Origin of the sequence: Candidatus Kuenenia stuttgartiensis, from assembly GCF_900232105.1 — a bacterium.
Taxonomy (GTDB): Bacteria; Planctomycetota; Brocadiia; order Brocadiales; family Brocadiaceae; genus Kuenenia; species Kuenenia stuttgartiensis_A.
On sequence record NZ_LT934425.1, the window covers coordinates 2,588,725 to 2,603,678 of the forward strand.

Below are 14,954 nucleotides of genomic sequence, written 5' to 3' on the forward strand. Positions count from 1 at the left end.
ATTTAGTAACACTTTAGTTTTTTGAAAAACGTAAGAGCGAGAGATGAAGCACGAGAGACGAGAGACGAGAGACGAAAGATGTCTGTCATCCATCATCCGTCGTCCCTACATCGTGCGGAAAACAGCGCTATTATTGGAATTTTTCGAAAAACTAAAGTGCTACGGAATATTGAGTTTTTTGTCATTAGAATTTGTTTCGTATTTCGAATTTGGTTACGCCCAAATGTTGCGCTAAGATAATTATTGTGATAGGGTATTCTTGCTTTTATACCAATGTATTCGTAAGGAATTACAGTTAAGGAGGGATTGATGAAACAAAATAGTGTCATTTTATGTATAGTGTTTTTTCTTGTCTTGCATGGTTGTAAAACGGAACATAAGGTAGAACTTGAAGTCAAACCAATGCAAATTACCATTGATGTGAATATACGAATAGATAGGGAGCTGGATAATTTTTTTGGCAACCTTGATGAAGCCGCAAAAACACTCGGCGGGGAAGTCGGTGATTCTAAAGCAGCGGAGACGCCAAACCCTGGCCAGTAGTTTTTTATTGATTAAGAGATTTTTGTCAGAAGGAGAAAAATAAATGAAGTCAAATTTTTTTGCAATGTTTTTTCTTATTTTATTGAGTGGAATTTGTCCTGTCGCTACAGTAATCTTTGCCGATAATATACAGACAATAAAAGTGCAAATGGAAAAACGCCTTCCTCTCATAGTAGAGTTAAAATCGAAGGGAATTATTGGTGAAAACAACACAGGATATTTACAGTATGTGCAGGCAAACCGTGAAAACGAAGAGGTTGTTAATGCGGAAAATGAGGACAGAAAAAAGGTGTATGCTATTATAGCAAAAAAGGAAGGCGCAAGCATCGGGCAGGTAGGCAGTCGCAGGGCATTGCAGATTGCAAAAAAAGCGCTAAAGGGCGACTGGCTACAGGACAGAAACGGAAAATGGTATCAAAAGTAGCACATGTAAGCATACTATGCCAGGGTTGATGTGCGGGCAGAATGCTTCATTTATTTTTGTTGTGCGATGTCCGTTTAGCACAACTCTGTTACTCGTGGCTTTCGCAATGATGGGTTTGTTTGATTATTAAACGGCAATATATGAGGTAAGAAATATGTCTTTTAAAGCAATTATTTTTGATCTGGACGGCACGCTTATAGACTCTCTGGAAGATTTATGCAATGCCGCGAACCGTGTATTAAAGAAAAATAATTTTCCAACGCACGAAATGGAAGAGTATCGGTATTTTGTTGGGGAGGGAGTTGCTGCGCTTATCACACGCGCATTGCCGGACGAAATAAAAAATGAGGACATAATAAACTCTTGCGTAGGGGAATTTCGTGAAGAATATCGGAAAAACTGGAATATAAAAACAAAACCATACGAAGGGATTGCCGAGATGCTGGACTTGATCACATTGCGCGGCTTAAAAATGGCAGTCCTTTCAAATAAACCTGATTACTTTACAAAAAAATGCGTAGCAGCATTTTTGCCGAACTGGAAATTTGACCGGATAATAGGCCAGCGCGATGATGTTCCTAAAAAGCCCGATCCCGCAGGCGCAAAAGAAATTGCAGAATACCTGGCCGTTTCTCCGTCGGAAATTATTTATGTTGGCGATACGCCCATTGATATGGAAACGGCCATTGCTGCAGGCATGCTTCCTGTAGGTGTTCTGTGGGGGTTCCGTCCTGAAGACGAACTTAAAAGGAGCGGTGCGCATAGAATAATTCAGAAACCAGAAGAAATTATTGAAGTTATCGACCATTCAACGGACGGAATAAGTAAGACTGACTTTTGAGAACCCATATTTTCTGGCAAAATATTTAATGGTGAAATCCGAAATGCCAAGTCCTAAAAAGAAACCAGGTTCATCTGCAGAATGTTTCTTATTCATCCACTTGGGCTTATCGCTTCCGGAGTATTGTTGGTAGCATTGTCACCCCCGGAGATACAAAAGAAGTTGTTGATAACATTAGGGAAAGTGGATAGTATGTACTGTGGTTGGAAAATTTACCCCAAAAGCGTGGGATTAAAGCTGCTGAGAAGGGGAAGGGTTACAAAATACCTGTTTTTAAAAAAGATACGATTATAAAGATTTTGTAAAAATAATCAATGTCAACAACGCATTGATACGGCAATGCACAACACCGTGCTGCCAATTGAGTGATTAGAGAAAAGGAGGTCGTAAATGCCTGATTATGGACCGCGCAGAAAACAGCCGGATATAAATTTCGAACAAATATCCTTGCAGCCATTAAAAAAGTTTCTCCCACCCATCATTATGCTGATCTTCATTATCATTAGCGGGTATTCGGCATTTTACACGGTAAAGGCAAATGAAGAAGCGGTAGTTTTACGGTTCGGAAAATATAAAGAAACGGTTGGACCAGGATTGCATACTAAAATTCCTTACGGCATTGATAAAATACTAAAAGGAGAGGTAAAAACAATCTATAACGAGGAATTTGGCTTCAGAACAAGACAACGCGGCACCACGAGTATTGTGGACTATGAATTCCCTGCGGCGCAGGAGGAAAAACTTATGCTTACCGCGGATCTTAATTGTGCGGAAGTGAATTGGGTTATTCGCTACAAAATTAAAGCCTTAGAAGAGTATTTTTTCAATGTAAGGGACGTTCGTGAAACAATCCGTGGCATTTCGCAATCGGTAATGAGGACACTGGTGGGAGACCTCTCCATCGATGAAGTTTTAACCATTGGCAGGATCGAAATAGAGCAAATGGCCAAAGAAAATATACAAAAAGGCCTGGATGAATATAAATGCGGTATCAGCATTCAATCGGTTTTGCTCAAAGGAGTTGATCCTCCTCTTGCCGTCAAGGACGCCTTTAATGCGGTAAACCAGGCAATACAAAACAAAGATAAAATCATTAATGAGGCGGAAGGTCAGAAAAATAAACTACTGCCCGCGGCTGAAGGGAAAAAAGAGCAGGCAATCAGGGAGGCTGAAGGATATTATGTAAGAAGGATAAACAGAGCAACAGGGGACGTAAAGGCATTTCTTGCAGTATATGAAGAATACAAAAAGGCGGAAGATGTAACAAGGCGGAGGCTCTTCCTTGAGACGATGGCGGATGTGTTGCCAAAATGCGAAAAATTGTATATTATCGATAAAGATTTAAAAGGATTATTACCTATCCTTGGCCTCAATGAGGAGGGAATGAAGAAATGAAAAGGAACGTTATAATTATACTAATCGCAATAGGCATCATTGCAATATTCCTGAAAAGTTCCCTGTATGTTGTTGATGAACGATTGCAGGCCGTTATCACGCAGTTTGGAAAACCCGTGCGAACGACGGTGGTACATGGACTTCATGTAAAAACCCCATTTATTCAGGACGTCAGATATTTTAATAAACGCATACTAAACTGGACGGGTGATATTAGTGATATTCTCACAAGGGATAAGGAAAACATAGGCGTAGCTTCCTGGGCGCGATGGAAAATTGTCGATCCTCTCAAATTTTATACTTCGCTGGGCATAGAAGCACGCGGACAGGGATTGCTTGATGAGGTTATCGAGTCGGCTGTGAAAAACGTTGTGAGCGCCTATCCGTTAAAAGAGGTTCTCCGAAACTCCAATCGTAAACTGGAATATACGACAAAGGAGCTTGAAGTAGCGGAAGAAACAAAAAAAGTAATCATTAAAAAAGGCCGCGATGAAATTACAGCAGAAATTCTTGCTATGGCACGACGCTCGCTTGAAGACCGGTACGGGATTGAATTGGTGGATGTGAGAATAAAATACATTAACTACGTGGCGGCAGTAATCCCAAAGATTTATGATCGTATGCGCTCGGAACGTATCCGCATCGCAAATAAATATGAATCAGAAGGGAGAAGGGAAGAAGCTGAAATTTTAGGCACGATGAGGAAGGAACTGGAGAGAATCGAATCGGAAGGGTATCGTACGGCAGAAGAAACCAGGGGACAAGCTGATGCAGAGGCCATTAAGGTTTACGCGGAAGCATATACAAAAGCCCCGGAATTATATTCCTTTCTCAAAACACTGGAAACTTATAAAACCACAATAAGCTCACAGACACGGCTTATTCTCAACACGGACGGAGAATATTTCAGGTATCTCAAGGGCTTTGAAAAAGATGTTGGAGCCGTTGAAGCGTGGTCTTTAGAGTAAAAAAACTGGAAGGGTTTCGCCTGTAGATCAGGAACCCCTTTTTTAAGAACTGGCCTGAAAAATCAGAGAAAGGCTGCGGGTTGCATTTATATTTGCCCCGCAGCAAAACCCAAAATACTCCAAGGGGGATGCACCTCAATTTTTTGTAAAAATGCAGTGAATTGAATACGTTTTTAAAAAACTAAACTATTGCAGAATTATGAAAATAAAAGACCTTATAGAAGAAGCAACTTCTTTGCCTGTTGAAGAGAGGGCGATGGTTATTGATTCTTTGTTAAAAAGTCTAAACCCACCGGAATTGGAAATAGAAAAAAAATGGGTATCAGTGGCTAAACGACGACTTGAGGAACTTCGTTCTGGTAAAGTAAAAACAATACAAGGTGAAGAAGTATTTGAAAAAATATGGAATAAGTTCTTAAAGTGAAATATTCCTTTCATCCCGAAGCAGAGATAGAATTCATTGAAGCGATTGAGTATTATGAAGAAAGGGAATCAGGTTTGGGATACGACTTTGCTATTGAGGTATATTCAGCTATTGAAAGAATGATAGCTTTCCCAAAAGCCTGGCCAATTATAGAGGAAGATATCCGACGGTCGTTAGTCCGAAGATTTCCATATGGAATTTTATATTCCGCAGAGAAAGAAGGGGTTTGCATTGTAGCCGTCATGCATTTACATAGAGAACCAAAATACTGGAAACACAGAATCTAAATATAGTCAAGCAAATCATAACAACAAATCTGATTTCAGAAATTTAGCGGTAATGTTTTTCTGAAAATAGATTTGTTTGACGATAATTCCAAAAAGGGATGCTTGTTGCATTTATATCTGCCCCCGCAGCAAAGCCCAAAGTATCCCAAGGTACTCGTAAAATACTTGTTCTGCCTTATCAAAACCATGTGAACTTGGGAAAAAATCACCGGGCGCGGTTGTTTGTGATTTCAGAATAGTGTGCCCCGCAGGAGCAGGTATGGGACTCATCCCTGATTTTCTGAACATTCCCATTGCGCGCGCCATGTGATTTGCCGATGTAACTAAAATAAAATGGTCATTCCCCACAATGGGTTTTACAAATTTCGCCTCATCATGCGTATCTTTTGATTCGGATTGCAAAATCAGTGATTCCTCTTCGACTCCAAGCGCCATTGCCAATTCTGCCATTGCTTCCGCTCCTGAAACGGGATCAAAAACCCTTCCCCCAGATAAAACAATCCTGCTTTCAGGCACCAACCTGTGCAGCCGTATCCCTTCCGCAAGACGAACGAGCGTTTCCCCGGAAACCCTGCTGGTTATCGGTATATCCGGATCGGAAGTATGCCCTCCGGCCAAAACAACAATCCATTTCACTTCGGGAACAATAGCTCCTCTTGTATCATCGGAGGATTGTATTGATAAAAGAGGAGGGTATTTATATTCTAAACGTCTGATAAAGACTTTGGAAACAGGAGAGGAGTAACAGAAAAATGCAAACAGCAGAATGCCAGACAAAACGATATACTTCCCACGTTTCTGCTTTCTGGAAAAGAACATCAACACGGCGCCGACTATCAATATTTCAAGACATAATGGAACTGGAAACAGCAATTGGGCAATAAGTTTTTTTAATGTAAGCATTTTTACCTTTCATGAGTCACAGACCACAAACGATAGAACGGGAAATCCTCAAACCATGCAGTAAATTGTTATAATTCTTCGGGATTGAATTTTATTGTGCTACAAACAGACCGCCACCCCTAACGAGACTACATTTTTAAAATACCCCCTGGATTTTTCAAAAAACTAAAGTGCTACGATTACGGAAATTTTTTCGCAAAAAAATATTGCATTATAAATATTATGATATTTATGATATTTATGATAAGTTTAAAAACAGATGTTTAAGTTTTTTAAATAATAACGAGTATACGCTTGTGCTGAGCTTGTCGAAGCAGATGAATTGCTTACCCTTTTAACTAAAAAATTTCAAATAATTGGGATCAAATTTAGAAAACCTGATTTGTTTGATTCTATACCCTAACTTATTGAGAAGTTGCCATAGAACGGAGAGCCAATATGAGACAATTATTAAAATATGAGTTGCTTGCTGCAGTACTCTTAAATATTTTTGCTCCAAATCTTCTTCATGCGGAAATGAGGGAAACCGAAGCGGTGCAGCAGATGATTCTTGCAAGGGAAAAGCAATTTACGCGGGCAAAACACGGTTTGACCGTATTATATGATGAATATCTTGCCTACAAAGAAAAATCGAAATTTCCTGCAAAAATCGCAAAATTTGAACCGGAAATGCCCCTCTACCGAATAGAAGGGGATATGGTGGTTATTGATGCTGTTGCCGTAAATGATGCAGCTATTTTAAAAGAACATCTTGAATCACTCGGCATGAAGCAGGCAGTTGTTTATGGTAATATGGTATCGGGATTGATGCCCATCGAAGCGGTTAAAAATATGGATGCACTGGAAAACCTCCGTTTTGCAAGGCCTTCATACGCCATAACCCGCGCGGGAAAGGTGGATGGTCAGGGCGATATTGCGATGAAATCTGATTTGGCGCGCAATACCTATGGAATTGATGGGAGAGGGATTACCATAGGAGTTTTATCGGACAGTTTTAACTGTTTGGATGGCGCAGTAGATGACGTAAGAAATGACGACCTCCCCTTCGAAATTACCGTACTGGAAGAAGAGTCTGGCTGCTCTTCCGGTTCGGATGAAGGACGGGCGATGATGCAGATCATACACGATGTTGCGCCGGGAGCAGGTCTCGCATTTCATTCGGCATTTAATGGCATGGCGGATTTTGCCGCAGGAATTATAAAATTAAAAACGGATGCGGGCGCACATGTCATTGTGGATGATGTGCAATATTTTGCAGAGCCGATGTTTCAGGACGGAATTATTGCCCAGGCGGTTGATATTGTGAAGGATTTGGGCGCAGTCTATTTTTCAGCGGCAGGCAATTCAGGGCGGGACGCCTATGAAAGTCTCTTTCGTCGGAGTGGCAAAGCCCCCGTGTTTTTCGGTGAACCGCATGATTTTGACCCCGGCGCTGACACCGATACATTTCAGGGCATAACCATACCGCCAGGAACAGAGGTTTACCTTGTCCTTCAATGGGATTCTCCTTTCTACTCGGTAAGCCCTCCAGTCTCCCAAAACGACATCGACGTCTTTCTTACCAACGACCCGCCAACAACAGTCCTTGCATACGGTATAGATAATAATATTGGTGGCGACCCGGTGGAGGCCTTGTATTATTACAATCCCATTGGTTCAGGAAACACAGATTTTAATATAGTAATTGAAAATATCAAAGGGCCTGCGCCAAGGCTTATAAAATACGTGCTATTTAATTTTGAAGGAACGTTGAACGAATATGCTACAAAAAGCGGCACAATCTACGGGCATGCGAACGCAGCCGGCGGAGTTGCGGTTGGCGCATCGGCATATTTTGAGACGCCTGAACTTGGCGTTGATCCGGCCATTCCGGAATATTACTCTTCCGCGGGGCACACAGTGGTATTTTTTGATGAAAATGGAACCTTTTCAACTCCACAAGTGCGTAAAAAACCGGAAATTGTAGCCATTGACGGAGTGAATACTACTTTTTTCGGAACGGATTGGGAGGAAGATGGATTCCCAAACTTCTTTGGAACATCAGCGGCGGCGCCTCATGCGGCGGCAGTTGTCGCATTAATGCTGGAAGCAAATCCACTTCTATCGCCGGATGACATTTATTCCATACTTAAAGATACCGCACTTGACATGGAAGAATCAGGATTTGACTATGACAGCGGATATGGTCTCATCCAGGCAGACCTGGCTGTGGAAGAGGCATCGTCACGATAAGTTTTTCTTGTAACGTTTTCGTTTTTTGAAAGTAACTATTCAGCGTAAACATTACGGTCTAACACCGACTTGTTAGAGAAACTCCGGTTTCTCAAAATAAAATCAATATGTCTGGTTTCTTATCCCTGCCGGAAACAGAGTTTCCTGCGTAATTGCCTGTCTGCCCACAGGCCGGCGTTCCCAAGCTGATACTTCACTATGTTCAGCACAAGGTTTGGGAACGAGTCGTGTTTTGGTCGTTTAATATATTACGATTAATGGTTACAAAGTCAATTAGATAATAAGCAACAGCAGTTACGCATATACTCCTAAAGAATGATGGGAGATGGGATATGAGTATTTTTATGACGCATATAACAAGTTGTGCTTCATTTCAAAACGATCGTGCTTAGTGGACACTGACGAGTAAAAAATGGGACTGCCTTGAAATGACACTTACGACAGAAAACCTACTTTTAATTGGTTCAATATTATTATTGTTAAGTATTCTTGCCAGCAAGACAACAGGAAAACTTGGCGTTCCTGCGCTTATTATTTTTCTGGCAGTGGGTATGTTTGCAGGTTCGGACGGAATTGGTGGCATCCACTTTGATAACCCCAATCTTGCACAATCACTTGGTGCTATTGCCCTGACTTTTATTTTGTTTTCGGGCGGACTTGAAACAAAATGGGAAAGTGTAAAACCTGTTTTGTGGCAGGGTGTTACTCTATCAACTTTGGGAGTATTGCTCACAGCAGTTTCTTTAGGATTTTTCATTTCCTATATTTCTGGCTTTACACTTACAGAAGGACTTTTAATCGGTGCAATTGTATCGTCAACTGATGCTGCTGCGGTATTCTCTATTCTTCGTTCAAAAAGCATAGGGCTAAAAGGAAATTTAAGACCATTGCTGGAATTGGAATCGGGTAGCAACGACCCGATGGCATATTTCCTGACTATTGGTATTACATCTTTGCTCGTGCATAAAGGTACCTCTTTTGCTTTATTAATTCCAATGTTCTTTCAACAAATGATTATTGGCGCAATTGCGGGTTACTTATTGGGTAAGGCAATGATATGGATGCTTAATAAGATAAATCTTGACCATGACGGGCTTTATCCCGTCCTGACGCTTGCTCTCATATTTTTTACTTATGGCATTACTACTTTTTTCAATGGCAATGGTTTTCTTGCTGTTTACCTCTCAGCAATTATTCTTGGCAATGAAAATTTTATTCACAAAAAAAGCATTATACGGTTTTATGACGGGCAGGCATGGATGATGCAAATTGTGATGTTCCTTGCTCTTGGTTTGCTTGTGTTTCCAAAACAAATGTTGCCTTTCATTGGAACAGGAAGTGTCATTGCTCTTTTTCTGATGTTTGTAGCAAGACCACTTGCCGTATTTCTTTGTCTTTTATTTTTTAAAATGAGAAACAGGGAACGCTTGCTTATCTCGTGGGTTGGGTTAAGAGGTGCAGTTCCTATTGTATTTGCCACTTATCCACTCATTCAAGGTGTTGAAAAATCAGAAATGATATTCAATATTGTTTTTTTTATCGTGCTGTCCTCTGTAATGCTACAAGGAACAACCATTCCGATTGTTGCAAAGTGGCTTTATTTATTTAAACCTGTAAAATTCAAAACCCGTTATCCGCTGGAACTGGAACTATCGGACAATTTTAAAAATGAACTTTTTGAAGTAGAAATAAAAGAGAATTCAAACGCAATCGGCAGACAAATTTTTCAACTCAAATTTCCGAAAACATCACTTATTGTATTGATTAACCGTAGTGACAAATATATTACACCAAGCGGGACAACTACCATAGTACAGGGCGACAAATTATTGATTATGTCGGACAACAAAAAAGACAAGGATGAGATTGAACAAGTAATTCTTAACTACACAGAAACACCATCAAACTAATGCTATGGACACGGAAGACAAAAAAGAACGAACGCGAACCGTCAGACCGGACAAGGGAGGGGGCTGCCTTTGAAAATAAATATAGAATCTGTTGTGCCGATTGTTTAAATCTTCTTTGTGTTTTCGTTTACCCCGATTATCTGCAGAGCAGCTTTTGTTGCCGCGCTTAAACTTGCACCAAATTACGCAGTGCCAAATAACTTAATGTCTGTGTCATCTTGTTTTTTCGTAACACTTTAGTTTTTTGAAAAAGTAGGGGCGAAGCATTTGCCCGTTTGGGTATGAACGCATTTATGACAATCTATATCAAATGCTTCGCCACCTACGCTTCAATTGTGAATTAATGAAGCAATTGAATGGCAACAAACGAAACACATTTGGAAACTCCATGTAATTGCACCTTGGGAAAAATTGTGCGGCAGAAGGAATTAGTGAAGGAATAGGGGTAGGGGAACTATTACCAAAAAAGCCATTAACAAAAGAAATTAATGGCTTTCCATGGACACATTGGGGATGTTATTTTTGACAGGTTAAAATCATTAGATATTTAATTACAATAACTTAATTGGTGGAGGCGGCGGGAATTGAACCCGCGTCCCTAGATGTTTCAATATAGGCTTCTACGTATATAGTCTGTTTTTTAATTTCGCCGTTAAAACCCTAACAGACAAGGTTTTTAAAAGCTAGCACAACTACTAGTTCATTTAAGACCCCGCGGTGCAAAAGGTCTAAACTAACCTGCTATTCTTCGTTTCATCAATTTCGCAGGTAAAACGGATGAAACGTGGCTGTCAATTAAGCAGCCATTGCCATTGGTTCTTCGGCATTTAATTGTTTTGCCAGGTTTTTAATGAGGCCGCCTGACAACCTCAATACGCAACCTATATATCGTACAATCCGGTCGAATCCTTTCGCCCCCTTATTTTATCTTTATTAAAAATTAATATGTAATACTTTATAAAATGATTATAGCATAAATGAGGGGAAATGCAATTCTCCAAATTACGTTTACCAAATAATTCTTTGGTTTTTGTGACCAATTTCACAACGGTATCACCAATAATCGTTTTTTTTTAAACGGTGAATAAATCCTATGCTTTATAAAAGCCCCTTCCAAAAAAATTTTATTAACAGCGTATCCACATTAAAAATAATCCGCATTCTTTTCAAAGAAACATGCCTTACCGAAAACATATCGCTAATTATAAGTATTTAAATTACATACAAATACATCATCTATTCGGAGAAAGATATCGAGTAAAAAAACAATATCGTTTCCTGCTTTATTTTATTTCTCTCATGGCGAAAACGTGTAACTATCGTATTTGGGCATGAAAATAGCTCGTATGCTATGCAACTTTAGAAATTGTATATGGGATTATTAGGTGGTTTTGGGGAAAGTAAAAATATGATAAATAATGTGAACTCATCGACGTCAGAACTGTTAAAACAAATACAAAGATTGTCTTCTCAAACAAAAACAAAACCAGCGCCAAAACCAGAAACGCATGCACTTTACAAAGGCAATGAAGTAAATACCCGCGCAGAAAACATAAAAAAAATACTTAATACCATAAAAACAAATAACTTAGAAAAAACACAAAAGGGAAATACGGTGGCGGGGCAAAAAATTGATGGAATGAAAAAGGTGAACAATGACGGGAAAAACCTTCAGATAGCAGAGAATTACAAACCCATTCCCTTAGAAAAGATATCCTTTAGCAGGCAAGTTGGTTCGTTTCTTGATACATATGTTTAAACTGTTTCGTCAATGAAAACAGACTGCCGTTTCGTATAACAATCCACTATTACTCAATACCACCATAGCAACAAATACTTCCCTTGATTTCCAGCTTGTTTTCCTTCTGCGTTTCTGTGTGCTTATCGTTGCAACATAAAATTCCCCAAAAAAAGCAGCAAGCTGGTTTTTGTAGAAAAGGAGGAAAACAAAAACCAGCTTGCCATTGAGAAAAGGAGAGTAATGTTGCTTTGTAAAACAACTATATTTCATAAAAAGTTCCAATGTGACTAATGTAAAATTTGTTTTTATGTTTCTTTAAATTTAAGTATAATTATTGACAATACATTGTAGTGTTCCCGCATCAGTTGTGTTTCTGTTTAGTTGTAAGGGAATGTTTCTTTTGCAACTCCTTAGCGATTGTATATGACAACAATTTCAAAACATGCCAATTTAATAAAAAAAGTCCTATTTATAACCGGGATATGCATTTCTTATAGCAGTATCATCTTCCTTACGTATTGTGCCATTATTAAAGTACATAATATTAACGACCCTGAACATGCAAAAAAAATTGTTATTAGTACTTTTTTTGCCAATATAATTCTCTTTGGGGGGAGTATTTATTTGATTTTAAAGCTGAAAGGTCTATCAAAATAAAAATGAAAATTACCAAAAAACTCTTTCTTGTTTTGCCGCTAACACTCTTCCTTTTCTCAAGCAATAGATTTGTCTTCTCAAATCAGGATATTAATGCAGAGACGTTGAGGCAGGAACTTGTCGAACTCGAAAAACACGCAAAACCAATCATAGAAATATTTCGAAAGGTTCCTGCGCTGGTGAATCCTTCCGTTGTAAGCCTTATTACGGAAAAAAAGGTATATGGGGGAGATAATCATCCCGCCCAACCGGCAAATCCTGACCAGGTCCCGCATGCCGGTGCAATTCCCAAAAAAGGACTTGGTTCCGGCATTATAGTGGATGAACGCGGTTACATTTTGACTAACAATCACGTTATCAGCGATTATTCGCCGGAAGAAATTACGGTGGTCACGTATAACGAGGAGCAATATCATGATATTACCATCATTGGCATTGACCCAAATACCGATCTGGCGGTCATAAAAATCGATGGTGAAGGATTTATGCCGGCAAGGTTTGGCAACCCTGAAGAGGTACAGGTAGGGGATTGGGTTATTGCTATCGGCAATCCTTTCGGATTTCAGCAAACAGTTTCCATGGGTATTATCAGCGCCAAAGGAAGAACACATGTAATCCCGCTTGCGCTTCCCTTTCTCTATGAAGATTTTTTCCAGACAGATGCGGCCATTAACCCTGGTAACAGTGGAGGACCATTGGTTAATCTAAGAGGGGAAGTTATTGGTGTGAATACCGCAATTGCCACCCGTTCCGGCGGATTTCAAGGCGTGGGTTTTGCGTTGTCTGCAAGCATCGCGCAAGAGACAGTCGAAACCATAATAAATACCGGTACAATCGTGAGGGGTTACCTGGGTATTGGAACACAGGATATTACCGATGAATTTGCGTTGAAGCTTGGTTTTGAAAATAAGTATGATATGGTAAAACACTTTGGCTTAGTCAAAGACAAGGGTGTATTTGTCATGGAAGTATGGAGCGAAACCCCTGCATTTAAGGCGGGAATCCTTCCCGGAGACGTTATATGTGAAATGAATGATGATGTTATAAAAAATTCACTGGATTTGCAACGCGTTATAAGACATGCGAAGATAGATGCCCGTATCATGATTAAAGTTTTAAGAAATGGGGAGGAAAACATCCTTACAGCCATAGTTGAACAGCAACCCGAAGACCTTTCCGGAAGAACATATGCCGCTTTTAGAAAACAAGATGAACCCTCGAAGTTTTCAATAGGGCTGATTGTCAATGATGTAACGTATGAAATCGCGAGATCGCTTGGACTGGAAAAAGAAGAAGGTGTGTTGGTGCTTGAAGTGGACGATAATAGCCCTGCCGGGCATGCAGGCATAGAACCAGGCGATTTGATTACCAAAGTCGGAACGAAAAATGTCAATTCTGTCATTGAATTCATGGGAATTATTGAAGAGTACCTAAGCTCTAACAAAACAATCACGGTGTATATTAAAAACAAAGGATTTGTTACCCTGAAGTAGCTATTTTATTTTGCCACACCAAGGCTTGTATCCGTAGCTTTTGTTATACAATCCTCCACAACAATACACCTGAGCTGCCATAACCAGAACCAGAACCAAACAAGCACGAAAACAGTCCTCAGTCCTCAATCTGCAATTTGCCGACTGCCGACAGTAGATTGCCGATTACAGAAGTGACAATTAAATATTTAGCCAAAAAATGCAAAGAAATTACTGATAAGTACTAAAATGCCCTGTGATACTGCAATCATCTTAAGGAAATCAAATGCGAACCCAAACCCAAATGTATAAACTCTATCAGATATTTTTCACACTGTTTTCATGGCTAACATTTGTTTTTGCCTGGATGCTTGCCACATTTCTATCAATACTTCTCAGTATGGACACAAAGAATAAAGAAAAGGTATTTAACACGATGGAAAGGGTTTTCAGCCGTATTTCTTTTAAGATCATTGGTATGAAGGTTGCTTTGGAAGGATTGGAAAATATTCCCAAAAACGAACCTGTCATCTTTATTGCAAACCATCAAAGCATGATGGATATTAAACTTTCTCTTGCGTACATTCCGGTAAATTTTAGTTTTATCTCGAAAGAGGCTATATTTCACGTGCCGGTATTGGGCGCATATATGACTGTTTCAGGACATATACCTATTAAAAGGGAAGAGGACAGAAAGGCATACACTAGTCTCATAAAAGCAATTAATGAGTTAACCGCAAAACAGAAATCACTGGTGATATTCCCGGAAGGCACAAGAAGCGAAGACGGCACACTGGGGACATTCAAAAGAGGGATATCGCTTATTGTCTTAAAATCAAAAAGAAGGGTCGTCCCTATGGCAATAAGTGGAAGTAACCGATTTATGCCAAAGCACGGATTTTTATCGTATCCCGAAAACAGGAACGTGAAAATATCATTTGGCAAACCGCTCTCCTTTGATAATTCAAGGACTGATCGGGAATACACCATTTATGTTACCAATACGCTGAGAAATGCAGTGATGGAACTTTTGTGAAATACTCAAGCAACTAAGAGACACGGAGAGGTGTAAATGCCATTAAAAAGATTCCGCTTTTCCTCCTTTGAAATCATGGAGATGTCTTTCTATCACTGTTTTTTAATATTGACTTTGAAAG

Annotated in this window: 15 protein-coding genes and 1 other RNA gene; 13 read left to right on the forward strand and 3 right to left on the reverse strand. The window is 39.7% G+C overall.

Features of this window, described 5'->3' with window-relative positions; genetic code table 11:
- Positions 1-309 precede the first annotated feature (309 nt).
- The 8 genes from KSMBR1_RS12085 to KSMBR1_RS12120 all read left to right on the forward strand — a co-directional run bounded on the left by KSMBR1_RS12085 (position 310) and on the right by KSMBR1_RS12120 (position 4,882).
- Positions 310-543: a YnbE family lipoprotein gene (locus KSMBR1_RS12085; RefSeq protein ID WP_099325559.1), complete on the forward strand. Its 234-nt coding sequence runs from the start codon at positions 310-312 to the stop codon at positions 541-543.
- Between the two features lie 43 nt (positions 544-586).
- Entirely contained in the window at positions 587-967 is a 381-nt protein-coding gene (locus KSMBR1_RS12090; RefSeq protein ID WP_099325560.1) for a YdbL family probable chaperone protein, read from the forward strand.
- Positions 968-1,121: 154 nt separating this feature from the next.
- A complete protein-coding gene (locus tag KSMBR1_RS12095) occupies positions 1,122-1,808 on the forward strand; it encodes an HAD family hydrolase (RefSeq protein WP_099325561.1) in 687 nt (228 codons plus the stop codon).
- Between the two features lie 81 nt (positions 1,809-1,889).
- Positions 1,890-2,102 carry a hypothetical protein gene (locus KSMBR1_RS12100; protein WP_099325562.1) on the forward strand — a complete coding sequence of 71 codons (213 nt, stop codon included), beginning with the start codon at positions 1,890-1,892 and terminating at the stop codon, positions 2,100-2,102.
- 96 nt (positions 2,103-2,198) lie between these two features.
- Positions 2,199-3,203 (forward strand): FtsH protease activity modulator HflK, encoded by a 1,005-nt coding sequence (hflK, locus tag KSMBR1_RS12105; RefSeq protein WP_099325563.1) that lies wholly within the window; start codon positions 2,199-2,201, stop codon positions 3,201-3,203.
- Positions 3,200-4,171, forward strand: a complete 972-nt coding sequence (gene hflC, locus KSMBR1_RS12110) for a protease modulator HflC (protein ID WP_099325564.1) — start codon at positions 3,200-3,202, stop codon at positions 4,169-4,171. The genes hflK and hflC overlap by 4 nt, the downstream gene beginning before the upstream one ends.
- 199 nt (positions 4,172-4,370) lie before the next feature.
- Positions 4,371-4,595: an addiction module protein gene (locus KSMBR1_RS12115; protein WP_099325565.1), complete on the forward strand. Its 225-nt coding sequence runs from the start codon at positions 4,371-4,373 to the stop codon at positions 4,593-4,595.
- The gene (locus KSMBR1_RS12120) at positions 4,592-4,882 is read left to right on the forward strand and encodes a plasmid stabilization protein (protein ID WP_099325566.1); all 291 of its coding nucleotides are present in this window, start codon (positions 4,592-4,594) and stop codon (positions 4,880-4,882) included. The genes KSMBR1_RS12115 and KSMBR1_RS12120 overlap by 4 nt, the downstream gene beginning before the upstream one ends.
- A 111-nt stretch (positions 4,883-4,993) precedes the next feature.
- On the opposite strand, the gene KSMBR1_RS12125 is transcribed toward KSMBR1_RS12120, so the two are convergent.
- Positions 4,994-5,785 carry an ElyC/SanA/YdcF family protein gene (locus KSMBR1_RS12125; RefSeq protein ID WP_099325567.1) on the reverse strand — a complete coding sequence of 264 codons (792 nt, stop codon included), beginning with the start codon at positions 5,783-5,785 and terminating at the stop codon, positions 4,994-4,996.
- Between the two features lie 438 nt (positions 5,786-6,223).
- Here KSMBR1_RS12125 and KSMBR1_RS12130 point away from each other — a divergent pair, with 438 nt between their 5' ends.
- Both KSMBR1_RS12130 and KSMBR1_RS12135 read left to right on the forward strand, forming a co-directional pair.
- Positions 6,224-8,017 carry a S8 family peptidase gene (locus KSMBR1_RS12130; RefSeq protein WP_099325568.1) on the forward strand — a complete coding sequence of 598 codons (1,794 nt, stop codon included), beginning with the start codon at positions 6,224-6,226 and terminating at the stop codon, positions 8,015-8,017.
- 428 nt (positions 8,018-8,445) lie between these two features.
- Positions 8,446-9,927: a potassium/proton antiporter gene (locus KSMBR1_RS12135; protein WP_099325569.1), complete on the forward strand. Its 1,482-nt coding sequence runs from the start codon at positions 8,446-8,448 to the stop codon at positions 9,925-9,927.
- Positions 9,928-10,493: 566 nt separating this feature from the next.
- Here the strand turns inward: KSMBR1_RS12135 and ssrA are convergent.
- Positions 10,494-10,846, reverse strand: a transfer-messenger RNA (tmRNA) gene (gene ssrA / locus KSMBR1_RS12140).
- Positions 10,847-11,335: 489 nt separating this feature from the next.
- Between ssrA and KSMBR1_RS12145 the strand changes: the two genes are divergently transcribed.
- Positions 11,336-11,686, forward strand: a complete 351-nt coding sequence (locus KSMBR1_RS12145; RefSeq protein WP_157820561.1) for a hypothetical protein — start codon at positions 11,336-11,338, stop codon at positions 11,684-11,686.
- A 9-nt stretch (positions 11,687-11,695) separates the two neighbouring features.
- Here the strand turns inward: KSMBR1_RS12145 and KSMBR1_RS12150 are convergent, their stop codons facing one another.
- A complete protein-coding gene (locus tag KSMBR1_RS12150; RefSeq protein ID WP_099325571.1) occupies positions 11,696-11,938 on the reverse strand; it encodes a hypothetical protein in 243 nt (80 codons plus the stop codon).
- Positions 11,939-12,327: 389 nt separating this feature from the next.
- On the opposite strand from KSMBR1_RS12150, the gene KSMBR1_RS12160 reads away from it, so the two are divergent.
- Positions 12,328-13,818 (forward strand): trypsin-like peptidase domain-containing protein, encoded by a 1,491-nt coding sequence (locus KSMBR1_RS12160; RefSeq protein WP_099325573.1) that lies wholly within the window; start codon positions 12,328-12,330, stop codon positions 13,816-13,818.
- A 265-nt stretch (positions 13,819-14,083) separates the two neighbouring features.
- Positions 14,084-14,833 carry a lysophospholipid acyltransferase family protein gene (locus KSMBR1_RS12165; RefSeq protein WP_099325574.1) on the forward strand — a complete coding sequence of 250 codons (750 nt, stop codon included), beginning with the start codon at positions 14,084-14,086 and terminating at the stop codon, positions 14,831-14,833.
- The last annotated feature ends 121 nt before the right edge of the window (positions 14,834-14,954 follow it).